The sequence below is a fragment of the Arthrobacter sp. ASL1 genome (genome assembly GCF_056680475.1).
The window spans coordinates 2,632,560-2,655,755 of record NZ_CM155284.1; the positions used below are offsets into that span (position 1 = coordinate 2,632,560).

16 protein-coding genes are annotated in these 23,196 nt (G+C 68.1%); 10 read left to right on the plus strand and 6 right to left on the minus strand.

The window, feature by feature from the left end:
* Positions 1-4: 4 nt before the first annotated feature.
* The 6 genes from AC1MEQ_RS12485 (at position 5) to AC1MEQ_RS12510 (ending at position 13,106) form a co-directional block, all read left to right on the plus strand.
* Positions 5-814, plus strand: coding sequence for a putative hydro-lyase (locus AC1MEQ_RS12485; protein WP_479796125.1), 810 nt, complete (start codon positions 5-7; stop codon positions 812-814).
* Between the two features lie 254 nt (positions 815-1,068).
* Positions 1,069-3,270, plus strand: a complete 2,202-nt coding sequence (gene glgX / locus AC1MEQ_RS12490; RefSeq protein WP_479791118.1) for a glycogen debranching protein GlgX — start codon at positions 1,069-1,071, stop codon at positions 3,268-3,270.
* A complete protein-coding gene (treY, locus tag AC1MEQ_RS12495) occupies positions 3,267-5,612 on the plus strand; it encodes a malto-oligosyltrehalose synthase (RefSeq protein WP_479791119.1) in 2,346 nt (781 codons plus the stop codon). Before glgX ends, treY begins: the two co-directional genes overlap by 4 nt.
* Positions 5,613-5,621: 9 nt before the next feature.
* Positions 5,622-7,379 (plus strand): malto-oligosyltrehalose trehalohydrolase, encoded by a 1,758-nt coding sequence (treZ, locus tag AC1MEQ_RS12500; protein ID WP_479791120.1) that lies wholly within the window; start codon positions 5,622-5,624, stop codon positions 7,377-7,379.
* Positions 7,380-7,464: 85 nt separating this feature from the next.
* On the plus strand, positions 7,465-10,806 hold the full coding sequence (locus AC1MEQ_RS12505) for a DEAD/DEAH box helicase (protein WP_479791121.1): 3,342 nt from the start codon (positions 7,465-7,467) through the stop codon (positions 10,804-10,806).
* 857 nt (positions 10,807-11,663) lie between these two features.
* On the plus strand, positions 11,664-13,106 hold the full coding sequence (locus AC1MEQ_RS12510) for an MFS transporter (protein ID WP_479791122.1): 1,443 nt from the start codon (positions 11,664-11,666) through the stop codon (positions 13,104-13,106).
* Between the two features lie 7 nt (positions 13,107-13,113).
* Here the strand turns inward: AC1MEQ_RS12510 and AC1MEQ_RS12515 are convergent, their stop codons facing one another.
* The 5 genes from AC1MEQ_RS12515 to AC1MEQ_RS12535 all read right to left on the minus strand — a co-directional run bounded on the left by AC1MEQ_RS12515 (position 13,114) and on the right by AC1MEQ_RS12535 (position 18,967).
* A complete protein-coding gene (locus tag AC1MEQ_RS12515; RefSeq protein ID WP_479791123.1) occupies positions 13,114-13,821 on the minus strand; it encodes a GntR family transcriptional regulator in 708 nt (235 codons plus the stop codon).
* 47 nt (positions 13,822-13,868) lie between these two features.
* Complete coding sequence (locus AC1MEQ_RS12520) at positions 13,869-15,626, minus strand: acetyl/propionyl/methylcrotonyl-CoA carboxylase subunit alpha (RefSeq protein ID WP_479791124.1); 1,758 nt, start codon at positions 15,624-15,626, stop codon at positions 13,869-13,871.
* Positions 15,623-17,257, minus strand: a complete 1,635-nt coding sequence (locus AC1MEQ_RS12525) for a 5-oxoprolinase subunit B/C family protein (RefSeq protein WP_479791125.1) — start codon at positions 17,255-17,257, stop codon at positions 15,623-15,625. The genes AC1MEQ_RS12520 and AC1MEQ_RS12525 overlap by 4 nt, the downstream gene beginning before the upstream one ends.
* Positions 17,254-18,012: a LamB/YcsF family protein gene (locus tag AC1MEQ_RS12530; protein WP_479791126.1), complete on the minus strand. Its 759-nt coding sequence runs from the start codon at positions 18,010-18,012 to the stop codon at positions 17,254-17,256. Before AC1MEQ_RS12530 ends, AC1MEQ_RS12525 begins: the two co-directional genes overlap by 4 nt.
* 73 nt (positions 18,013-18,085) lie before the next feature.
* Entirely contained in the window at positions 18,086-18,967 is an 882-nt protein-coding gene (locus AC1MEQ_RS12535) for a hypothetical protein (protein ID WP_479791127.1), read from the minus strand.
* A 200-nt stretch (positions 18,968-19,167) separates the two neighbouring features.
* On the opposite strand from AC1MEQ_RS12535, the gene AC1MEQ_RS12540 reads away from it, so the two are divergent.
* The 3 genes from AC1MEQ_RS12540 (at position 19,168) to AC1MEQ_RS12550 (ending at position 21,041) form a co-directional block, all read left to right on the plus strand.
* Complete coding sequence (locus AC1MEQ_RS12540; RefSeq protein WP_479791128.1) at positions 19,168-19,941, plus strand: SurA N-terminal domain-containing protein; 774 nt, start codon at positions 19,168-19,170, stop codon at positions 19,939-19,941.
* Positions 19,942-19,984: 43 nt separating this feature from the next.
* Positions 19,985-20,485 (plus strand): DUF456 domain-containing protein, encoded by a 501-nt coding sequence (locus tag AC1MEQ_RS12545; RefSeq protein ID WP_479791129.1) that lies wholly within the window; start codon positions 19,985-19,987, stop codon positions 20,483-20,485.
* Positions 20,486-20,630: 145 nt separating this feature from the next.
* On the plus strand, positions 20,631-21,041 hold the full coding sequence (locus tag AC1MEQ_RS12550) for a hypothetical protein (protein WP_479791130.1): 411 nt from the start codon (positions 20,631-20,633) through the stop codon (positions 21,039-21,041).
* Here the strand turns inward: AC1MEQ_RS12550 and AC1MEQ_RS12555 are convergent.
* Positions 21,038-21,721, minus strand: a complete 684-nt coding sequence (locus tag AC1MEQ_RS12555) for a TetR/AcrR family transcriptional regulator (protein WP_479791131.1) — start codon at positions 21,719-21,721, stop codon at positions 21,038-21,040. The genes AC1MEQ_RS12550 and AC1MEQ_RS12555 overlap by 4 nt on opposite strands.
* 112 nt (positions 21,722-21,833) lie before the next feature.
* Here AC1MEQ_RS12555 and AC1MEQ_RS12560 point away from each other — a divergent pair, with 112 nt between their 5' ends.
* Complete coding sequence (locus tag AC1MEQ_RS12560; RefSeq protein ID WP_479791132.1) at positions 21,834-23,195, plus strand: flavin monoamine oxidase family protein; 1,362 nt, start codon at positions 21,834-21,836, stop codon at positions 23,193-23,195.
* Position 23,196: the final 1 nt, after the last annotated feature.

The window sequence follows — 23,196 nt, forward strand, 5'->3', positions numbered from 1 at the left end:
GGCGATGCCGGGTCCGGGTGCCCACGGCACCACCCGGCGCCGGGGCTGGACCCCCGCCCAGGCCCGGTCCGCCTTCCGCGACGGGCTGGTTGCACCCACCGCCGGCATCTCCCGCGGCTACGCGCAGGCCAACCTGATCATCGTCCCGAAGGCGCAGGCCTTCGACGTGCTGCTCTTCGCCCAGCGGAACCCGAAATCCTGCCCGATCCTGGGGGTCCTCGATGCCGGGGCGACCACCGGCCCGCTGCTGGCCGGCGGGGACATCCGCACCGACGTGCCGAAGTACGTGGTCTACGAGGACGGGCTCCCCGTGGCCGAGCCCACCGACATCTCCGCCTATTGGCGCGATGACCTGGTGACGTTCATCGTCGGTTGCTCCTTCACGTTCGAAACGGCGCTGCTCGACGGCGGATTGCCGGTGGCGCACATCGACCAGGGAGTGAACGTGCCCATGTACCGGACGAACGTGCGCTGCGAGGCCGCCGGGACGATGTCAGGGCCCCTGGTCGTCTCGATGCGGCCCTTCCCCTCCGCCCAGGTCGCCGACGCGGTGCGGATCACCTCCCGCTACCCGGCCGTCCACGGCGCACCGGTCCATATCGGCAACCCGGCGGACCTCGGCATCGCGGACCTCGCACGACCGGACTTCGGCGACCCCGTGGACATCCCCGACGGCCACCTGCCCGTGTTCTGGGCCTGCGGGGTCACCCCGCAGGCCGCCGTCATGGAATCCCGTCCGCCGCTGGCCATCGGACACGCACCCGGGCACATGCTCGTCACCGACGCCCGGGACATCGACTACCTCGTGCCCTAACCGGCGCGACGGTGCACCACGTGCGGGTCGAGACCTCCCCAGGGTCGATCCCCGCACACCGCGGGAACCGGAACCCCCAGTTCCCGCTCCCGCGATGCGGCGGCGGCTCCCTCCCCCCGGGAACCGCCGCCGCATCATTTCCGCCCCCGAAGGGGTCGCACGACGACCTGATCACTGGGCGCAATGACCATGCTGCCTATATCGTGAACGGAGGCCCAACCCCGGCCGCCCGCCCCCGCCCCAAGGAGCACGCATTGGAAGTTTGGCCCGGAGACGCCTACCCGTTGGGCGCGACCTACGACGGCAACGGCACGAATTTCGCCCTCTACAGCGAAATCGCCGAATCGGTGCAGCTCTGCCTGCTGGACGACGACGGCGCTGAGACCCGCATCGACCTCACCGAGGTCGACGGCTTCGTGTGGCACTGCTTCCTGCCGCAGATCATCCCGGGCCAGAGGTACGGATACCGGGTCGACGGGCCAAATGACCCTGCCACCGGCCACCGCTGCAACCCGAACAAGCTCTTGCTGGACCCCTACGCCAAGGCGGTCCACGGCGAGATCGATTGGGACCAGTCGTTGTTCGGCTACAACTTCGGCGACGAGGAGTCGCGCAATGACGAGGACTCCGCGGAGCACATGATGCTCGGTGTCGTGGTCAGTCCGTTCTTCGACTGGGATGGCGACCGCAAACCGCGTACGCCGTACCACCAGTCCGTCATCTACGAGGCCCACGTCAAGGGACTGACCCAACTGCATCCCGACGTGCCGGAGGACCAGCGCGGAACTTATGCGGGTGTCGCCCACCCGGCCGTCATCGCCCACCTGCAGAAGATCGGCGCCACCGCCATCGAACTGATGCCGGTACACCAATTCGTCAACGACTCCACGCTGCAGGACCAGGGGCTCTCCAACTACTGGGGCTACAACACCATCGGCTTCTTCGCCCCGCAGAACACGTACTGCTCCACGGGTGATTCTGGCCAACAGGTCCAGGAGTTCAAGGCCATGGTCAAGGAACTGCACCGGGCCGGCATCGAGGTGATCCTCGACGTCGTGTACAACCACACCGCCGAAGGCAACCATCTGGGCCCCACGATCTCCTTCCGGGGCATCGACAACGCCTCCTACTACCGGCTGGTCGAGGACGACCAGCGGTACTACATGGACTACACCGGCACCGGAAACTCACTGAACGTACGCAACCCGCATTCGCTGCAGCTGCTGATGGACTCCTTGCGCTACTGGGTCACCGAAATGCACGTGGACGGGTTCCGCTTCGATCTGGCCTCCACGCTGGCCCGCGAATTCTACGACGTCGACAAGCTCTCCACCTTCTTCGAACTCATCCAACAGGATCCGGTGGTCTCGCAGGTCAAGCTCATCGCCGAACCGTGGGACATCGGCCCCGGGGGTTACCAGGTCGGCAACTTCCCGCCGCAGTGGACCGAATGGAATGGGCAGTACCGTGACACGGTCCGCGATTTCTGGCGGGGAGTGCCCTCCACGCTGGGCGAATTCGCCTCCCGCATCACCGGGTCGTCCGACCTGTACGAGCACTCGAGCCGGCGACCGGTCGCGTCGATTAATTTCGTCACCGCCCACGACGGATTCACGCTGCGGGACCTGGTCTCCTACAACGACAAGCACAACGAGGCCAACGGCGAGGACAACAACGACGGCGAATCCAACAACCGGTCCTGGAACTGCGGGGCTGAAGGGCCAACCGACGACCCCGAGGTGCGGACCCTCCGGGCCCGGCAACAGCGTAACTATCTGGCCACGTTGCTGCTCTCGCAAGGTGTGCCCATGATCGCCCACGGCGACGAACTGGGGCGGACACAGGACGGGAACAACAATACGTACGCCCAGGACTCCGAACTGAGCTGGATCAACTGGGAGGAAGCGGATACGCCGCTCCTCGAATTCACGGCCGCGGTGAGCAAGTTGCGGGCCGAACATCCCACCTTCCGCCGCCGCAGGTTCTTCGACGGCAGGCCCGTCATCCGCGCCGATGGGGAAGACCTGCCGGACATCAAGTGGCTGGGCGCCGATGGTACCCCGATGACCCCAGAGGATTGGGACGCCGACATTGCCCAATCCTTCGGGGTGTTCCTCAACGGCTACGGGATCGCCGGCAGCGACGAGCGGGGCCAGGCCATACGCGACAGCAATTTCCTGCAGTTCTTCAACCCCCACCATGAGGACGTGGACTTCACCATCCCGTCCACCGAGTTCGCGCCGGCGTGGGAAGCAGTTCTGGACACCGCGGGGGACTTCGCCAACACCGATCCCCTGGCCGCGGGAAGCACCATCACGGTGTCCGCGCGATCACTGCTCGTCTTGCGCGCCTATGAGGAGGCACCCGAGACCGACCACTCGGTAGCCGCGTCCCTGGCAGCCCAGGACGGTTCCGGCGACGACGTCGCCGGGGCGGAGGTGGGGGCCCAGCCATGAGGACACCGCGTTCGACCTACCGCCTGCAGATCACGCCGGACTTCACGTTGTTCGATGCCGTGGAGCTCGTGCCCTATCTGCGGGACCTCGGGGTGGATTGGGTGTACCTCTCCCCGATCCTCACCGCGGAAACCGGCTCCGACCACGGCTATGACGTCGTTGATCCGGCAACGGTCGATGCTTCCCGGGGCGGGCGGGCGGGACTTGAGGCGCTCTCACGCGCCGCCCACGCCGCGGGGATGGGCGTCCTGGTGGACATCGTGCCCAACCATATGGGTGTGGCGACACCGAAGCTCAACCGCTGGTGGTGGTCCCTGCTCGCCGCGGGCCGGGGCTCCCGCTATGCCGAGGCCTTCGACATCGACTGGAACGCAGGGAACGGTCGCATTCGGTTGCCGGTCCTCGGGGACGGCGACCGGGAGTTGGACCAGCTGCAGCTCGTGGAGGTCGAGGATGCGTCGGGCGGCCTCGAGCTGCGGTACTACGACCATGCCTTCCCGGTGGCCGCGGGCACGGCTGCTGACGGTGACGACGCCCGTGCGGTCCACGACCGCCAGCACTATGAACTGGTGAACTGGCGCCGTGCCGACAACGAGCTGAACTATCGTCGCTTTTTTGGAGTGAACTCATTGGCCGGCATCCGGGTCGAGGTCCCGTGGGTCTTCGATGAATCCCACGCCCAGATCCGCAGCTGGTTCGACGAGGGCCTGGTCGACGGGCTGCGCATCGACCACCCCGATGGCTTGGCCGACCCCGCCGGCTACCTGGAACGCCTGCGGGCGGTCATTGGCGGCGCCTACCTGCTGATCGAGAAGATCCTCGAACCCGGCGAAAAGCTTCCGGAGGGTTGGGAGTGCGAAGGCACCACCGGGTATGACGCGCTCGCCGACATCGACCGCCTCTTCGTCGACCCCGACGGCAGCGCGGTGCTCAGCGAGGTGGCCCCCGTCGAGGGGTACCACCCGATGATCCACGACACCAAGCGCGCCATCGCCGACGGGCTGCTGCACTCCGAAGTGCTGCGCTTGGCACGGCTCCTTCCGGCGGAGGCGGCCCTTGATCCGGAGGCGGCGATCGATGCACTCGCCGAGATCCTCAGCTGCTTCCCGGTCTACCGCAGCTACCTGCCAGACGGGGCAGACCACCTGGACCAGGCCGTCATCGCCGCACGCATCCACCGCCCCGACATCGCCGAGACGATCACCGCCCTCCACCCCTTGCTCAACCCCCTGGACGACGGCGGGACGCATCTGGGCGAGCTGGCCACCAGGTTCCAGCAAACCTCCGGCATGGTCATGGCCAAGGGCGTGGAGGACACCGCCTTCTACCGGTTCACCCGCCTGACCTCGCTCAACGAGGTCGGTGCGGACCCCTCGATCTTTGCGGTGGAACCCTTCGAGCTCCATACCCGGCTTGCGGCCCGGCAGCTGGAAGCCCCGGACGCCATGACCACGCTGAGCACCCACGACACCAAACGCGGCGAAGACACCCGGGCCCGCATCACCGTTCTGTCCGAGCTGCCCGAATACTGGGCGGAGACCATGGCCCGGCTCGATGCCCTCGTCCCGCTCGGCGACGTGCCGTTCGCCGACCTGTTGTGGCAAGCGTCCGTTGGGGCATACCCGGCCAGCCGGGAGCGTGCCCACGCCTACGCCGAGAAAGCGGCCCGCGAGGCAGGGAATAGCACCTCCTGGACGGACCCGGACACGGAATTCGAGGCCCGGCTGCACGCCGGAATCGACGCCGCCTACGACCACCCCGAACTGACCGGGATGATCCGCGACCTCGTCGAGCACATCCAGGGGGCCGGTTGGTCCAACGGATTCTGTGCCAAGCTCCTGCAGCTGGCCATGCCCGGGGTTCCCGACGTCTACCAGGGCACCGAATTCTGGAACCGCTCGCTGGTGGATCCCGACAATCGCCGCCCAGTCGACTTCGCGAAGCGGCAGGATGCCTTGGCGGAACTGGGCCGCATCGACGCCCCGGCAGAGGTCCCGGCATTGGGCGCCGACGGCCGGGCCAAGCTGCTCATGGTCTCCCGGACCCTGCGCCTGCGCCGCGAGCACCCGGAATGGTTCACCGGCTACGAGGCGGTCGCCGTCACGGGTGGCGCGGCCGGGCACCTCTTCGCCTTCGACCGCGGTGGGGCCATCGCCGCGCTGACCCGCCTCCCCGTCCGGCTCACCGCCGACGGCGGGTGGCGGGACACCGGACTGCGCGTCGCCGCGGGGACCTATCGCGACGAGATCACCGGCCGCATCCATACCAGCGACGGCCAGCTGCGGGCCGCCGATGTCTTCGCCGACTACCCGGGCGCCCTGCTCGTGCGGACGGCGGGTTAGGGGAGCACCATGGATCAACCGTTCGCCGTCTGGGCACCCCGCGCCAGCGAGCTGGCGCTGCTGGCCGGTGGCAGGAAACTGCCCATGCAGGAGCACGACGGCGGATGGTGGACTCCCGCCGTCGTCCCCCCGGCAGGGGAACTCGACTACGGGTACCTGCTCGACGGAGGGGACACCGCCCTGCCCGATCCACGCTCGCGGCGCCAACCGGACGGGGTCCACGGGCTCTCCCGGACCTTTGAGCCCGGCGCGCACGACTGGGGGGATTCCTCCTGGGTATCGCCCGGGCTGGCCGGCGGGGCCATCTACGAGCTCCATGTGGGGACGTTCACCCCCGAAGGGACCCTGGACGCGGCCGCCGACAAGTTGCCCTATCTGGCCGAATTGGGCATCCAGCATGTTGAGCTGCTGCCGGTCAACGCCTTCAACGGGACCCACAACTGGGGCTACGACGGGGTGCTCTGGTTCGCCGTGCAGGAAACGTATGGCGGGCCGGCCGCCTACCAGCGTTTCGTCGACGCCGCCCACCGGCACGGGCTCGGCGTCATCCAGGACGTCGTCTACAACCACCTGGGCCCCAGCGGGAACTACCTGCCGCGTTTCGGCCCGTACCTGACCGAGGGCAACGCCAACACGTGGGGCGACTCGGTGAACCTGGACGGCCCCGGTTCGGACGAGGTCCGGGCCTACATCGTGGCCAACGCCCTGACGTGGATGCGCGACTACCACGTCGACGGATTGCGCCTCGATGCCGTGCACGCGTTCAAGGATGCACGTGCCACGCCGCTGCTCGAAGAGCTCGCTGCGGCCACCGACGCCCTGGCCGAGCAGCTCGGAAAGCCCCTGTTCCTCATCGCCGAATCGGACCTGAACAATGACCGGCTGATCCAGCCTCGGGATGTTAACGGCAACGGCCTGTCCGGGCAGTGGAGCGATGACTTCCACCATGCCGTCCACGTGAACCTCACCGGGGAGACGGCCGGCTACTACGCTGACTTCGAATCGGTCGGGGCGCTGGCCAAGGTCCTGCGCGACGGCTTCTTCCACGACGGCAGCTATTCGTCGTTCCGCGGGCGGCACCACGGCCGGCCCATCAACCAGGGCCGGGTGGTGCCGGGACAGCTGGTGGTGTGCACGCAGAACCACGACCAGATCGGCAACCGTGCCGCCGGGGACCGGCTGACGGCGACCCTGGATGCCGACCGGCTGGCGCTGGCCGCGGTGCTGAACCTGACGGCTTCGTTCACCCCCATGCTGTTCATGGGTGAGGAATTCGCCGCGTCGACGCCCTGGCAGTTCTTCACCTCGCATCCCGAGCCGGAGTTGGGACGGGCGACAGCAGAGGGACGGTTGGCCGAATTCGAGGCCATGGGGTGGGACCCGGCCCTGGTGCCGGACCCGCAGGCCGAGTCCACTTTCCTGAACTCGAAGCTCGATTGGTCCGAAGCCCGGGCCGAAGGTTCGGTCCACGCACGGATGTTGGATCTTTACCGGCGGTTGCTGGCGCTCCGGGCCGCTGAGCCTGATCTGGCCGACATCACCGCGTGGCCCGCCGTGGACTTCGACGAGGCCGACGGGTGGCTGGTGATGTATCGGGGATCGATCGCCGTTGCCGTGAACCTCTCGGATCACGACGCCACCGTTCCCTTGCCAGGAGAGCCCGGCGAGGTGCTGCTGGACACCAGCCCGGGCAGAGTCCATATCGCGGTCGGTGGCACCACCGTGGCCGCGGTCTCAGCGGTGGTACTGCGCGTGCCGGCCAGCTGAGCGGTGTGGACGACGGCGTCCGCCGACGTCCACAGGACTGCCGGAAGCCGTCCAATGTATCGCGGCACGCCACTAGACTGGACCAGTGGAACCAGACTTGCCGCCAGTGCTGCAGGACGCTCAGATCCAGCGCTTCGTCGGCCGCCAGACCTTTGAACGCGGCATGGAATACTTCTTCGCGGGCCGGGTCCAGGACCTCGAATGGGATCCCGGTAGCCGCCAGGTGTCGTCATACGTCCGCGGCTCCGGAGGCAACAGCTACCGCAGCATCGTCACCTACACCCATGGGCTGGAGCCGGCGATCGCGGTCTGTGGCTGCCCGGTGCACGAACGTTGCAAGCACACCGCGGCGCTTATGCTGGCTGCCTCCGTGGCCTCGAACCTAGCGGCGACGGACACGGTGAAGAAGCTCCCGCCATGGCGGCGCCGAATCGAAGCGATCCTCGGCCGAACCACAGAGATGCGGCCGCAGGCGCCGTTGGGCGTCCAATTCGAAATCGTCAATGCCGCGGCCAGGGGACGGAAAGCTCAGCTCACCGTCGGATTGCGTCCCGTCACGATGAACGATAAGGGCCGGTGGGTCTTTTCGAACCTCCGATGGGGTGGATTTGGTGCCTCCGCTGCAGCGGGTTACTACTTCGCCAACCAGCAGCCCGTGCTGCGATTCGGTGAAGCACAGGAACGCTGGATGCAGGATTTCCACGCGCTGCATGGGGTGGCATATGCGAATCCATACCTTTCGCTGGAGCGCTTTTCCTCGCCGGGCCTCTGGCGCATGCTCGATACTGCGCAGGAGGCAGGAATCATGCTGCGCGGGGCCACGTCCGGCTCCGCCGTCACCTTGCACGACCCGGTCGCGGTCGGCCTGGACCTGATGGATGAAGGCGGCAAGCTGCGCGTCACCGCGACGTTGCGCGACGTCGAGGGAACAGGACCCGCTCCGGCGGATCCGGGATCGGAGCGCAGGCTGCGGGTCATCGGTGCACCCGGCCACGGCATGGCGTGGTGGGACGAGGTGCCCGGACAGCCATTGCGGGCAACTCCCATCCACCTGGCTCCCGCGCTCGGCGCGGTGCCCGACGTCGTCGTGCATTTGCTGGGCGAGGCCAAACCGCTGGAGATCCCCCGGAACGGGCGCGCCGCATTCGTTCGCGAATACATGCCGGAACTGGTGCGCCGCGCCCGCGTCGCATCGAGCGACGGTGCCGTGGAGGTCCCGGAACGCGAACTGCCGCAGCTGCGGCTGGCGGTGGCGCATTTCCGCCGTTCGGACAAGCGCCGGGCGCCCGAGGTCACCGGTGTACGACTGGCCTGGGAGTGGGACTACCGACTGGGGCCCTCGGCGGCACGGCATCCCTTGCTTCCGGACGGTGATTCCGACAGGGACGTTGCGGCGGAGGCGGTACTTCTGAAGGGCGTCGCCGATACCTTGCCGGGTTTCCCGGAAGCGTGGCAGGGCGCGTTCCCGCAACCGCTGGTCAACCGCCCGGGCAGCAACGAACCGGTGGAATTGGTCGGAGTCGACGCTGCGCGTTTCACCGCGGAGGCGCTGCCGCTCCTCGAGGCTCTGGACCGGGTGGCCATCGACATCGAGGGCGAGCCGATGGACTACGTTGAACTGACCGAGGTTCCCGCCATCTCCGTCAGCGCCAGCGAAACCGAGACCAGCGACTGGTTCGACCTCGGCGTGCGGGTTCACCTCGGCAACACCGAAGTCCCCTTCGACCAGCTGTTCCTGGCCTTGGCGCACGGCGAGGACTACCTCCTGCTCGACGACGGTAGCTACTTCTCTCTCGACAAGCCCGAATACCTGCAATTGCGCCGTCTGATCGAGGAGGCGCGGACCCTGCACGACCGCGGGGCCCAGGGCCTGCGGATCAGCCGGCATCAGGCCTCGCTGTGGGACGAACTGGTGGAGCTGGCGGCCGATGCCGAGCAGGCAGAATCGTGGAAGGCCTCCGTGGGTGGGCTGTTGGAGCTGGAAGGAATCGAACCCGCGGCACCACCAGCGGGGTTGAACGCCACACTTCGCCACTACCAACAGGAAGGCTACTCCTGGCTGGCATTCCTGCATGACCATGGCCTCGGCGGGGTCCTGGCCGACGACATGGGCCTGGGAAAGACGCTCCAGACCCTCGCGTTGATGCTCCACGTCAAGGACCGGACCAGCGAAGCAGGGGAGGCAACGAAACCGTTCCTCGTAGTGGCTCCCACCTCGGTGGTCCCCAACTGGGCCGCCGAGGCGCAGAAGTTCGCTCCCGGCCTGCGCACCGTCGTCGTCTCCGAAACGCTCCAGCGCACGGGAATGGAGATGGTGGCGCTTCTGGAGGGCGCCGACATTCTCGTTACCTCGTACGCCCTGTTCCGGTTGGAAAACGAGGAATACGCGCGGCACGCGTGGGCGGGCCTGGTTTTGGATGAGGCCCAGTTCGTGAAGAATCCCGCAACCCAGGCCGCCGCGCAGGCCCGCTCGTTCCCGGCACGCTTCAAATTGGCCATCACGGGAACGCCGATGGAGAACAACCTCTCTGAGCTGTGGTCGATGTTTGCGATCACCTCCCCAGGCCTGTTCCCTTCTGCCAAACGGTTCGAGGAGCTCTACCGGAAACCGATTGAAAAGGAGGGTGATCTGGAGCGTCTGGCCCAACTCCGCCGACGCATCCGGCCCTTGATCATGCGGCGGACCAAGGAACTGGTTGCCACGGAGCTACCACCCAAGCAGGAGCAGGTCCTGGAGCTCGAACTGTCCCCGAAACACCGCACCATATACCAGCGCCATCTGCAGCGCGAGCGGCAAAAAGTGCTCGGGATGCTGGAGGACATGGACACCAACCGGTTCCAGATCTTCCGGTCACTGACGATGCTGCGTCAGCTGAGCCTGGATGCCTCGTTGGTCGACGAGCAGTACGAGGGTGTCCCCTCCAGCAAACTCGATGCGCTGCTCGAGCAGCTTGACGACATCGTCGCCGAGGGGCACAGCGCGTTGGTGTTCAGCCAGTTCACCTCGTTCCTGTCCCGGGCGGCGCGGCGGCTGGACGAGGCGGGAATCGCCTACGCCTACCTGGACGGCAGCACCCGTTCCCGGGGGAAGGTCATCGAGACGTTCACTGGCGGAAAGGTCCCGGTGTTCCTGATCAGCCTGAAGGCCGGCGGGTTTGGGCTGAATCTCACCCAGGCAGACTATTGCTTCCTGTTGGATCCCTGGTGGAACCCGGCGAGCGAGAACCAAGCCGTCGACCGGGCCCACCGGATCGGGCAGACGCGCAACGTGATGGTCTATCGCATGGTCTCCAAGGGCACCATCGAGGAGAAGGTGATGGCGCTCAAGGCCAAGAAGGCACAGCTGTTCTCGTCCGTGTTGGACGAGGATGCGGCCTTCGGGTCGGCGGTCAGCGCCGATGATGTCCGCTCGCTGTTCGAGGCTTGAGTCCGCGAGGCCCCGGCGCGGAGGAGCTTCCGGCCTGCACGTCCCGTCGGAAAAAGGATCAGCACGTCGCAGAAGTCGCGGTTTGAGGGGTGGTGAATCGTGCCACCAAGGAACGGGACTTTCACCACGGTCACCTATTGATCGGAAAGCCGCGGAAACTGCTGATCGTCGCGACGGAAACATCCCGAACTGTGCACCGATGGCTGTCTTCTCATCGCACCTCCGGGAGATCGAAATGGCATACGGGGCAGCAGACTCCGTCGAGTCCGGGTTGGGCATGCTCGTCGTCCGTCTACGTCCCCCTGGGCACTGTTCGAACACATAGCTGAGGCCGCCGGCCCGCCAGAGCTGCTGTCTCCCCCGGGCCGTCGCCGTCAACCGGTCGAAGTTCTCTGCCGGGGTGACCAGGCTTCGCCAGCATCTCCCGTGTGCCAATTTGACGTCTTGACGTGGCCGCCCGGGCGTGCCCATTATGAAGGTGGAACGCGGATCGACGTCGGAGGCGTGATGAAGCCAAAAGTGAGCCCACGCAACGATCGATTGCTGCGTTCGGGAGGTTCATCCCAGACGGGCCGGATCGTCGACCATGCCGAACTCGCTCGGGTAAACCCCCACGGTGGTTTCCCCCCACATCTGGCCGAGCCGCCTCCCATTCCCGCCTGAGCCTGCGCGACCCAGCACTGTGCAGGCCCTCGTCACGGGCCTGCGCAGCATACCGGGATCCATGAACCCATGACCTGATCCGCCGTGGACGTGGCGGGCCATCGACGCGAGCCGTGGCCCTGACGATGGACGGCACCCCCTTCACGACTGCCGTTGGAAAACGCCGGGGGCACAGAGGGAAACGAAGGCAGAAAATGGCCATCCCCGGAGATACCAGCACACCCACCGGCCAGACGATCATCGCGCGACTCGAACGACTGGAAACGTGGTCGTTGTCCTACACGTTCATCGCCATCATCGGGCTGGGCTTCCTCTTCACGTTCTACGACATCTTTGACATCAACGTCTCCTTCATTCAGACGTGCATCGCACTGGACCCGCAGTGCACCCCGGAAACGGCATTGGGACAGCTTCCGTTTCCCGTCGTGCTGAACCTGCTGGGCTATGTCGTCGGCACCCTGGTCCTCAGCCCCATCGCGGACAAGATCGGGCGCCGCAACATGCTGCTCATCACGATGCTCATCACCGGTCTGGGATCCCTCTACAACGCCTTCGCCGGGGATTTCGTCAATTTCAATATCGCCCGGATCATCACTGGTATCGGCATTGGCGCAGATCTGGCCATCGTGAACAGCTACATCAACGAGGTGGCCCCCCGACGGGCACGGGCGAAGTTCACCACGATCATCTTCATCATGTCAGCACTCGGCGCGGTCTTCGGGATCTGGCTGGGGCTGCTGCTGACGACTCCTCCCACCGCCTGGCCGCTGGGGCTTCCATTCGCCCAGGCGACCCCGGATTTCGAGAGCGGATGGCGCTGGATGTACGGGGTCGGTGCCGTGCTGGCGGTCATCGCCATCGTGCTGCGGTTCGAACTGCCGGAATCGCCGCGTTGGCTCGTCGGACAGGGCAGGCTCCACGACGCCGATGCCGTGGTGCGGGCGATGGAACGCCGCGCCGAACGACATGGCCCCCTCGCGGAACCGGTGTCCGGGAGCGCGCCGGCGGTCATCGTCCAACCGTCGAAGGTGCCCTATCGGGAGCTGTTCTCCAACCCGCTGTATCGGCAGCGCATCCTGCTCCTCTTCAGCCTGTGGTTCATTGGCTACATCACGGTGTACTCCTACGCCTCGGGCTTCACGAGCGTATTGACCGCCATGGATTACCCGCCACCTGAAGCAGGCGTCATTGCGGCGGTCGGCACCTTTGGCTTCCTCGCCGAGGCCATCATCATGTCGTTCCTCGTCGAAAGCCTGGAACGCAGGTACTGGTTGCCGATTGCCGCGGTCGTGACATTGATCGGAGCCGTCCTCGTCGCCCTGGCTGGGGTCCAGATCGTCATCGCCTTCATCGGCTCCATCCTGATCTTCGCCGGCTTCAACATGTGGGTCTCGCCGACCTACGCGATGACCGCCGAAAGCTTCCCGACGCGCGCACGGACCACCGGTTTTGCCTTGGTGGACGGAGTGGGGCACATCGGTGGCGGCATCGGGGTCCTCGTCATCGCCCCGCTCCTGCCGCACCTGTCGATCCTGGGCGCGCTCATCCTCATTTCGGCCTTCCTCGTCGTGGCGGCGGTGATCGCCCAATTCACGACGCACACGCGCAACCGGCCGCTGGACGAGGTCTCGCCATAGCGGCGCGTCAGTTCCGCGTCGGGTCCTGCACCGGGGAGCTGGATTCCAGGTGGCCGAGCAGTTCGGCTTCTGCGTCGTCGAGGTAGCCGCGCAGGACCTCGGCGGCTTCGGCGGGGCGGCCCGCGCGGAGCCGGGCGACGATGTCGACGTTGCGCTGGACATAGTGGGTGTGGAAGTCCGGTGCGGAGGACATGGCGTGGAAGACCAGCCGCATCTGCGCCAGCACCCGCTCCATCAGCACGTGCAGGGACGAGCTTCCGGTCAACCGGATGACGGCCTGGTGCAGGGCCTGGTTGGCATCGGCCATGTCCGCCACGGAACCTGCGGCCCGGGCCTCCTGGGCGCGAGCGACGATCATGTCCATCTCGGCGAGGTCCTCCTCGGTCGGGGTGCCCCAGAGCACGGCCGCCGGTTCGATCATCCGCCGCACCCGGTAGATCTCCCGGACCTCCTCCGCGCCGGGGGAGGCCACGAAGACGCCCCGGTTGGGGATCCGCACGACCACCGACTCGCCGGCCAGGGTGCTGAACGCCTCCCGGAGGGTGTTGCGCGAAACGCGGAGCGACTCCGACAGCGACTGCTCGGACAACTTCGAGCCCGGGGTCAGCAGGCCCTGGGCGATCCGCCGGCGCAGCACCGCCGCGATCCACGCCCCGGTGTGGGCATGCCGCGATTCATCGGCGTGCAGGTCATCCAGCAGGGCGTTCATGGGCATGGCTCCAATCTACCGGTCCGGGCGTGGCGCCCGGGACCGCACGGCGGTCAGCTGATCGTTCCCAGGTTCTCCCCGCGTACGACGGCGGTGCCCGGCTCGGTGCCACCGCGGTGGAGGGTGCCGGCCCGGTGGGCGGGGACGGTGGTTTCCATCTTCATGGCCTCCAGAATCAGCACCGGGTCACCTTCGGCGACCTCGGCCCCGTCCGCGGCGACCCACTTCACGAGGTTGCCGTTCATGGGGGCGGCCAGCTCGGAGCCGTCACCGGGGCCCGACCCGGCGCCCGGCGCCGCGGTGCCGGCCATGGAGGCACCGGCGTCGTGCCGGTTTCCACCGCGTAGGGCGCCGAGGAGTGCCGCGGGCAGGCCGAGCTGGACCGCCTTGCCGTCGAGTTCGATGGTGAGACGCTCGCGCTCGGCGCCGGGCTGGGCGGCGGCGAGGTACGGGGAGGCTGCCAGCTCGTCGGCGAACGCGGTTTCGATCCACGTGGTGTAGACGCCGAAGCGGTCGGTGGCGGTGAAATCCGGGTGGCGGACGACAGCTTGGTGGAACGGGATGACGGTCGGCAGGCCGCTGATGACCAGTTCATCGAGGGCGGCCCGGGCCCGGCGCAGCGCCTGCTGGCGGTCGGCGCCGTGGACGATGAGCTTGGCCAGCAGGGAGTCGTACTCGGTCGGCACGGTGTAGCCGGAGCGGACGCCGGTGTCCACGCGCACGCCCGCGCCGGTGGGTGCCTCGAACGTGTCGATGGTGCCGGGGGAGGGCAGGAACCCGCGGGCCGGGTCCTCGCAGTTGAGCCGGAACTCGAAGGCGTGGCCCGACGGTTCCGGGTCCTCGGTCAGCGAGAGCGGCAAGCCGTCGGCGATGCGGAACTGCTCGGCAACCAGGTCGACCCCGGCGGTCTCCTCCGTGATTGGATGCTCGACCTGCAGGCGCGTGTTGACCTCCAGGAAGGAGATGATCCCGTCGGGGGAGACCAGGTATTCGACCGTTCCGGCCCCCGTGTAGCCGGCCTCGCGGCAGATGGCCTTGGCCGAGGCGTGGATGCGCGATCGCTGGTCGTCGGTGAGAAACGGTGCCGGGGCCTCCTCGACGAGCTTCTGGTTGCGCCGCTGCAGCGAGCAGTCGCGGGTGCCCACGACCACGACATTGCCGTGGGTATCGGCCAGGACCTGGGCCTCCACGTGGCGGGGCAGGTCCAGGAAGCGCTCGGCGAAGCATTCGCCCCGGCCGAACGCCGCGGTGGATTCGCGGACCGCGGATTCGAACGCGTCGTCGATGTCCTCGATGCGGCGGGCGATCTTCATCCCGCGGCCGCCGCCACCGAAGGCCGCCTTGATGGCCACGGGCACCCCGTATTCGGCGGCGAAGGCGTGGACCGCCGCCGCATCCGCCAGGGTGCCCTCGCTGCCGGGGACCAGGGGCGCACCGGCGCGGACGGCGATCTCGCGGGCGGTGACCTTGTTGCCCAGATCGCGGATGGCCTGCGGGGTGGGGCCAATCCAGGTCAGCCCGGCGTCGATCACGGCCTGGGCGAAGTCGGCGTTCTCGGACAGGAACCCGTAGCCGGGGTGCACCGCGTCGGCACCGGAGGCGGCGGCGACACCGAGCAGCTTGGCCACGTCCAGGTAGGATTCGGCGCTCGCCGAACCATTCAGGGCATACGCCTCGTCGGCCAGGCGGACGTGGAGGGCGTCGGCATCCGGGTCGGAGTACACGGCGACCGAGACCAGCGACGCGTCGGCACAAGCGCGGACGACGCGGACGGCGATCTCCCCGCGGTTGGCGATCAGGACCTTTTTCATGGGTGGGTTCCTTCGGTGGTGGCAGATGCGGGGGCGAGGGTGTCGGGGTCGACGAGCTGGAAGCGGATGGCGGTGCCCGGGGCGGCTTGTGCGGCAGCGGGCAGGTCCTCGGGGACGACGACGGCGATCACCGGGTATCCGCCGGTCACCGGGTGGTCGGCGAGGAAGAGCACCGGCAGGCCCGAGGGCGGGACCTGGAGGGAACCGGTGGCGGTTCCCTCGCTGGCCAGTTCCCCGGCGCGGGCGCGCTGCAACGGGGCCTGGTGCCCGCCCGCCTCGAGCCGTACGCCGATCCGGTTGGACTGGGAGCCGGCGGTCCAGGAGGCGGCGCAGAGCGCGTCAAGTGCCGCATCATCGAACCAGTCGGCCCGGGGCCCGGGTGTGACGCGCAGGGTGAGGGCGCCGTCGGCCGGGGTGTCGGTGGAGGCAGGCTCCGGGTTCCCGACCACATGGCCGTGTCCCGCCGGACCGACGGGCAACGAGGTGCCGGCGGCGAGCGGGGCGGGGCCGATGCCCGAGAGCGTGTCGGTGGAGCGGCTGCCCAGCACCGGGGGCACGGCCAGTCCGCCGCGGACGGCGAGGTAGCTGCGCAGTCCCGTGCCCGGTGCATCCAGGGTGAGGGTTTCGCCGTCGTACAGGGCGAATGGGGTGCGGGTGTGTGCGTCGCGGTCGCCGTGGGGGCCGGTGATGGACGCGGCCTCGACGGAACCGGAGAGGGCGAGGACCAATGCCCCGACTGCCCGGACCTGCAGGCCGCCGAGCAGGGTCTCGATCACCGCGTCGCCGGGTGCGTTGCCGACCAGCCGGTTCGCCTGGCGGGCGGCGGCGGTGTCGGCGGCGCCGGCGGCCGGTACCCCGAGGTCGCCCAGCCCGGGCCGGCCGAGATCTTGGATGAGCGATTGCAGGCCGGGGGAGATCACGGTCAGCGCGGTGCCGGCGGCGTGTGTCCGCTCGCCGGGGGCGGTGCGGGGCGCGCTGGCGGGGTGCCGGTCGGTGTCGCTCACCTCGACGAACTCGCGAACCGCCCGGTGGCGCACTGTGTCCCCGGGACGCACCAGGGCCGGGCGTTCGCGGTCCAGGTCCCACATGGCGGCGTCGGTGTGCCCGATGAGCTGCCAGCCGCCCGGGGAACGGGCGGGGTAGACGGCGGAAAAGGGCCCGGCCAGAGCGACGGATCCGGCGGGCACCGCGGTGCGCGGGGTGTCCCGGCGGGGCACGGCGAGCGATTCGTCCTCGCCGTGCAGGTAGGCGAAACCGGGGGCGAAGCCGCCGAACGCGGCGGTCCAGGCCTGTCCGGTGTGTGCGGCGATGACGCCGTCGGCCCCGAGCCCGGTAAGCCGGCCCACCTCGGCGAGGTCCTCGCCGTCGTACACCACATCCAGCGTGATCTCCCGGCCGGCGGCGGAGGCGTCTGCCCCGTGGCCGAGCCGTTGGACCGCGTCCGGGGCGGCGAGTGCATGGGCGCGGGTATCGAAGGCGAGCATCACGGTTTCGGCGGCGGCCAGCACCTCGATCTGCCCGGGGAGGGGGGAGTGTGCCAGGCGGGCGTGCAGGGCCACCACGTCATCGAGGTCGCCGAGCTGTAGCAACAGGGTGCGCGGTCCGGCCCAGCGCACCGCCGGTGAACTCATGCGAAGGAGCCGATCGTGACGCCGGCTTCTTCCAGGCCCTTGCGCACGGCGGCGGCCATGGCCACGGCTCCGGAGGTGTCGCCGTGGAGGCAGATGCTCTCCGCCGGCATCTGAAGCGTGGACCCGTCGCGGGCGGTCAGCGTCCCCTCGGTGGCCAGGCGCACCATGTTCGCGCTGACGACGTCGGGGTCGTGCAGGACCGCCCCGTCCTCGCGGCGGCTGACGAGCGTGCCGTCCGGATTGTAGGCGCGGTCGGCGAATGCCTCGGCCACCGCGCGCAACCCGGCGGCTTCGGCGCGGGCGAGCGCCACGGAGCCGGGGAGCAGCAGCAGCGGCAGGTCGGTGCCGAAGGCCTTCACCGCGTCGACGACGGCCTGCGCGTGGGCCTCGTGGTGGACGATCGTGTTGTAGAGGGCGCCGTGCGGCTTGACGTACCGGATGGAACCGCCAGCGGCCCGCGCCACGGCGTCCAGGGCGCCGAGCTGGTAGAGCACGTCGTCGGCCAGTTCGGTGGGGGAGCAGTCCAGGAAGCGTCGGCCGAACCCGGCCAGGTCGCGGTAGGCGACGTGGGCGCCGATGACCACCCCGGCGGCCACGGCGTCGCGGCAGGTCTGGCCCATGGTGGAGGGGTCCCCGGCGTGGAACCCGCACGCCACGTTCGCGCTGGACACGGATTGGAAGATGGCCGCGTCGTCGCCCATGGTCCAATTTCCGAAGGACTCGCCTACGTCGCTGTTCAGGTCGATGCTGCTCACCGTGATCTCCGTCTCTTTTGCTGGTCCCCCAAGCATGCATCAAGACGACGGATTGTTCAACAATCTGTGGCGATCAGTGCTCCCAGTCGTTGGCCCCGCCACCGAAGAACCCGTCCCCGCCGCCGCCCAGGAAGCCCTCACCCCCGCCGCCCAGCAGGCCATCGAATAGGCCGCCACCCGAGAGTGCCTCGCCACCAGCGGACACGGAATCCCCGAGTCCGGAGGCCGCGTCGCCCAGCCCGGCGGCCGATTCCTCGAGTCCGCCGGTGACGTCGCCGAGCCCCTCGCCCAGTCCGTCGGCCGCCCCCGCCAGATTGTCGCCGATCCCGGAGAATCCGTCCAGCAGCGGTCCCGCGATGGCGCTGCCGATGAACCCGCCGGCCACTCCGGCCAGCAAGCCGGCGCCGATTCCGCCTGCGGCACCGGCGGCCAGGCCGCCGAAGCCGCGGCCCGTACCGCGGGCGCCGTGGCCACCGTGGGCGCCGGGGCCTCCGCCCTGGCCACCGTGGGCGCCGGGGCCACCGCCCTGGCCGAGGAGGCGCTCCATGAACCCCGGGCGGGCCACCTCGGCGCGTGTTGCCGAGCGCGCCAGGTCCTCGGGACGGTCAGAGCCGGGGCGTTCCCCGGCGGGCAGCTCCTCGCCCAAGCCGGAGCACAGGGCTTCGCGCTGCTCCGGGGTCAGCCGGGAAAATGCCTCGGCGTGCGCGCGCTCCATGTCCTCCGGTGGGGCGGTCCGCAGCATGTACCGGTATTTGGCGATGGCCGCGTCATCGGCGCTGGGCGTGGCACCCCGCCGCTGGTTGGCGGTGTCCCGCCCCGCGGGCGGGGGAGTGCGCCGCGGTTCGGGGGCCCGGGGTGTCGTGGGGCGCTGGCCTTGCCGCTCGGCGAGCTGCTCGCGGACGTATTTGCCTGCCATCTGCTTGCCCTGGTTCACCAGTTTGTTGAACATGCCCATCGTGGTCCTCCTATGTGGGGGTCGTGCCATGGTGGTGCGCGGGTTGTGGTTCCGCGCCTGGTTTGCCCAACTCCCGGTGGCCGTCCCGGGTTCCCGGCTCGGCCGAGAGCGTAATGCGGGCCATTTGGGTGCCATGTCCAGACTCCGTTCAGGTCGCGTTGCTAACCTCGTCGTGATTCGAATACCTCAGGAGGTAGCACGTGAACAAGAAGAAGATGATGGCCGCACTGGCGCTGGTGGGGTCACTTTCCCTGGTCACTGCATGCGGCAGCGGCGGAAATGAGGAGGCTGCCGGATCGTCGCAGGCGCCCTCCTCGCAGTCCGGGGGCAGCCAGCAGGCTGCTGCGCCGAAGCCGGATCTGAACGGCGTGCCCGACGTCGTGGCCACGGTCAACGGCACGGACATCACCAAGGACGAGTTCGCCAGCGTCTACAAGAGCCAGTTCCAGCAGGCGGCCATGCAGGCCCAGATGTCGGGCCAGGGCGTCTCCGACCAGACGCAGCTCAAGAAGCAGGCCGTCCAGGGCATGGTCGGCTCCGAACTGCTGGTGCAGCGGGCGGAGAAGACGGGCCTGACGGCGAGCAAGGCCGACATGGACAGGGCCCTGGCCGATGCCGCGAAGACCAACCAGATGAGTTCCAAGGAATTCTTGGCCGCGCTGAAGAAGCAGGGCATGGACCGCAAGACCGTCGACGAGCAGCTCAAGAAGCAGGTCGAGGTCGAAGGGGTCATCAAGAAGGAACTCGGGACCTTCACGGCCAGTGAGAAGGAATTGAAGGCAGCCTACGACCAGGCCAAGAAGGCCCAGGCGCAGCAGGGCGGCGCCAGTGGCGCTTCGGCCCCGGCGATGCCGAAGTACAAGGACGTGAAGGCGCAACTCAAGAAGCAGGTCGAACAGCAGAAGGAGAACCAGGCCACCGCGACCCTGGTCGAGAAGCTCAAGAAGGAAGGCGACGTCAAGGTCAACCTCTGACCGACAGCCCTTCCAGGGCCGGTGATGCTGGCAGACTGGGGTCGTGGACACACAGATCCTGGTCTCCGTCATCGCCGGCCTTTTGCTTGCCGTCTCGGTGGTCGGCACCATCTACCCCGTGCTGCCCGGCAGCTTGCTGGCGATCCTCACGCTGCTGGGCTGGGCGTGGATCCTGAGCGGCCCCGCCGCGTGGATCTGCGCCGGTGTCGGCATGGCCCTGGCCGCCATCGGGTGGTCCGCGTCGGCCGTGTTGACCGGTCGCAGCATGAAACGCCAGCAGATCCCCCACGGGACGATCCTCGTCGCCGTGGCCGCGGGGATCGCCGGGATGTTCCTGATCCCCGTGGTGGGCCTCTTCGTTGGATTCGGTGTCGGCCTGCTGCTGGCGGAATTTGCACGACGGCGGGACCTGCCTTCCGCACTGCGCGCCAGTGCCGCGACCCTGAAATCGACGGGCATCGGCATCCTGGTTGAATTCGGGTGTGCAGCCTTGGCCGGTTCCGTCTGGACCATCGGCGTCATCTGGCATTTCGCCGCCCGCTGAGCCGCTGGCGGCGCACGCCACACTCCACTGTGAGATTGGCCGCTTAGCGCCCCCCTGCCCTGTCCGGGCCCACGAAACCGGCGTATTTTGGTTGTAAGCGAAAGTTTTCACAAGGTGCGGCTGGTCCGCCGGGAGGAGTGTCGTCATGCGCGGAGCGCCAACACGTCAGGGTCTGGTGTCGGACCGGGTCATGCACCTGGGTGAGGACATCCTGTTGGCACGCCACGGCGACAGCATCACCGAACTCCGACAAAACCGCAAGCACGACGTCACCATCGCCCGCTTGCGTGGTGGCCGCACCGACTGGGCGGCGAATTCGCTGGTCGACATGACTCCGCGCGTCACCGATTCCCCGGTCGCGCGGCTCGGACGCCTGGGCGAGGACTTCAGGGCCGACAAGCTCTCCATCAAGCGCGACGAGGCCCGGTTCCTGGCCAAGGTCGCCGCCGTGTGGGGCGGCGTCGTCGTGGTGCTCAGCGGCGGGATCCTCTGGTTGGCCTACAACTCCGGAAACACCGAGATGCTGCAGGCCATGATGACCAACCCCGGCTACTAGGCCGTCCCCGGCGCCGCGACCAGGCCCCGCAGCAGGGCGTCCAGGCCGTAGGAGAAGGCATCCTGGGCGGGGTCGCGTCCGGTGGACCGCTGGCTCTCCACCGCCGCGGAGAATGAGGGGACCTCCGCAGCGAGGGGGCCCACGTCGAAGATGTCCTTCGGGGCCACGGCGTCCAGCGCCGAGCCGAAGATGAATGACTCCAGGGCCACGATGGCCGGCACGATCCGCTCCTCGTCCCACCCGGCACGGGCGAATCCGGCCGCCACCTGTTCGTACATCCTCAGCGTCCGGGGTGAGCCCGAAACCTGGAGGACCGCGATGACCGGAACCAGCGGTGTGTGCCGCGCGAAAACGTCGCGGTAGGAGAGCGCCCATCGGCGCACGGCGTCCTGCAGTGGCAGGGTCGCGAAGCCGGAGCAGTCGACGTCGTCCATCACCTGGTCCTGGACCAGCTGAAGGACTTCCTGCTTGGATTTGACATGGTTGTAGAGCGCAGAGGCCGAAACACCGAGCGCCTTCGCCAGGGCCGACATGGTCAGGGCCTCGTATCCGCGATGGCCGACCAGCTGCAGCGCAGCTCCCGCGATCTTCGAGCGGTTAAGCAGTTCCCCGCGGGGGCGCCCTGCCTTGCGCCGCGAGGCGGATTCCGCCGACGGATCGGCCTTCGTTGCCGTTCCCACCAGAAGACTCCTTGCCGTGCTCCACTTCACAAACCAGTGCTTTAGTCCTATCATCATTTTAGTAAATGAATCTTATTCATTTAGTAGTGACGGACAGGAAGCAGAGACAACCATGGCAACGATCGACCGCGATGTCGTCATCATCGGCGCCGGACCATCCGGCCTTACCGCAGCGCACGCACTCCAACAATCCGGCCATACCGTCGCCGTCCTCGAGGCCCGAGACCGGGTCGGCGGCCGCACCTGGACGGACGAGGTCCAGGGCGCGACCCTGGAGCTGGGCGGGCAGTGGATTTCCCCTGACCAGACCGGGCTCTACGAGCTCATCGGGGAGCTGGGCATCGACACCTACCCCCGCTACCGGGACGGTGCCGGGGTCTTCATCGCCGCCGACGGCACCCGCACCGAGTACACCGGTGAGGATTTCCCGATCGGCACGGAGGCGATCGGGGAAACCAACCGGCTCATCGCGGAGTTGGACCGGCTGTCTTCCGAGATCGACCCCGACAAGCCATGGGAGCACCCGCGGGGCCGGGAACTGGACACCATCTCCTTCCACCACTGGCTGCGCAGCCTCTCGGACAACGAAGAAGCCTGCACCAACATCGGGCTCTTCATCGCCGGCGGCATGCTCACCAAACCGGCGCACGCCTTCTCCGCCCTGCAGGCCCTGCTCATGGCCGCGTCCGCCGGTTCGTTCTCCAACCTCGTCGACGAGGACTTCATCCTGGACCGGCGCATCGTCGGAACCATGCAGGGCGTCTCGAAGGCCCTGGCCGCACGCCTCGGCGACGCAGTGCACCTGGACAACCCGGTCCTGCACCTCCAATGGCACGACGGCGGTGTCATCGCCCGCGGTGCCTCCGTCACCGTGAGGGCGAAGAAGGCCATCCTGGCCGTGCCGCCGAACCTGTATTCGCGGATCTCGTACGAGCCGCCGATGCCGCGGCGCCAGCACGTGACCCACCAGCACCAGTCGATGGGTCTCGTCATCAAGGTCCATGCCGTCTACCCGACGCCGTTCTGGCGCGAGAAGGGGCTGTCCGGTACCGGTTTCAGCCCGTCGCGCAACGTCCAGGAGGTGTACGACAACACCATGCTGGATGACCCGCGCGGCACCCTGGTCGGCTTCGTCTCGGACGAGAAGGCCGACGCCCTCTACGCCCTCGGCGACGAAGCCCGCCGTGAGGCCATCCTCGCCGACCTGGCCGCATTCCTCGGCGACGAGGCGCTGGAACCCGATGTGTACTTTGAATCCGACTTCGGGGCGGAGGAGTGGACGCGTGGGGCCTACGCCACCAGCTACGATCTGGGCGGCCTGCACCGTTTCGGCCCCGAACAGCACGAGCCCGTCGGGCCGATCTACTTCAGCTCCTCCGACCTCGCCGGCGAGGGCTACCAGCACGTCGATGGTGCGGTGCGGATGGGCAAGCGCACCGCGGCCCGCATCGACGTGGCCCTCCGGGAGCGCTGAG

Bases quoted from the DNA above. Each gene is read 5' to 3' on its own strand.
- AC1MEQ_RS12485 (WP_479796125.1), top strand. From the start codon at position 5: ATGCCGGGTCCGGGTGCCCACGGCACCACCCGGCGCCGGGGCTGGACC.
- treY (WP_479791119.1), top strand. From the start codon at position 3,267: ATGAGGACACCGCGTTCGACCTACCGCCTGCAGATCACGCCGGACTTC.
- AC1MEQ_RS12525 (WP_479791125.1), bottom strand. From the start codon at position 17,257: ATGAGTTCACCGGCGGTGCGCTGGGCCGGACCGCGCACCCTGTTGCTA.
- AC1MEQ_RS12515 (WP_479791123.1), bottom strand. From the start codon at position 13,821: ATGCCCATGAACGCCCTGCTGGATGACCTGCACGCCGATGAATCGCGG.
- AC1MEQ_RS12535 (WP_479791127.1), bottom strand. From the start codon at position 18,967: ATGGGCATGTTCAACAAACTGGTGAACCAGGGCAAGCAGATGGCAGGC.
- AC1MEQ_RS12520 (WP_479791124.1), bottom strand. From the start codon at position 15,626: ATGAAAAAGGTCCTGATCGCCAACCGCGGGGAGATCGCCGTCCGCGTC.
- treZ (WP_479791120.1), top strand. From the start codon at position 5,622: ATGGATCAACCGTTCGCCGTCTGGGCACCCCGCGCCAGCGAGCTGGCG.
- AC1MEQ_RS12510 (WP_479791122.1), top strand. From the start codon at position 11,664: ATGGCCATCCCCGGAGATACCAGCACACCCACCGGCCAGACGATCATC.
- AC1MEQ_RS12550 (WP_479791130.1), top strand. From the start codon at position 20,631: ATGCGCGGAGCGCCAACACGTCAGGGTCTGGTGTCGGACCGGGTCATG.
- AC1MEQ_RS12560 (WP_479791132.1), top strand. From the start codon at position 21,834: ATGGCAACGATCGACCGCGATGTCGTCATCATCGGCGCCGGACCATCC.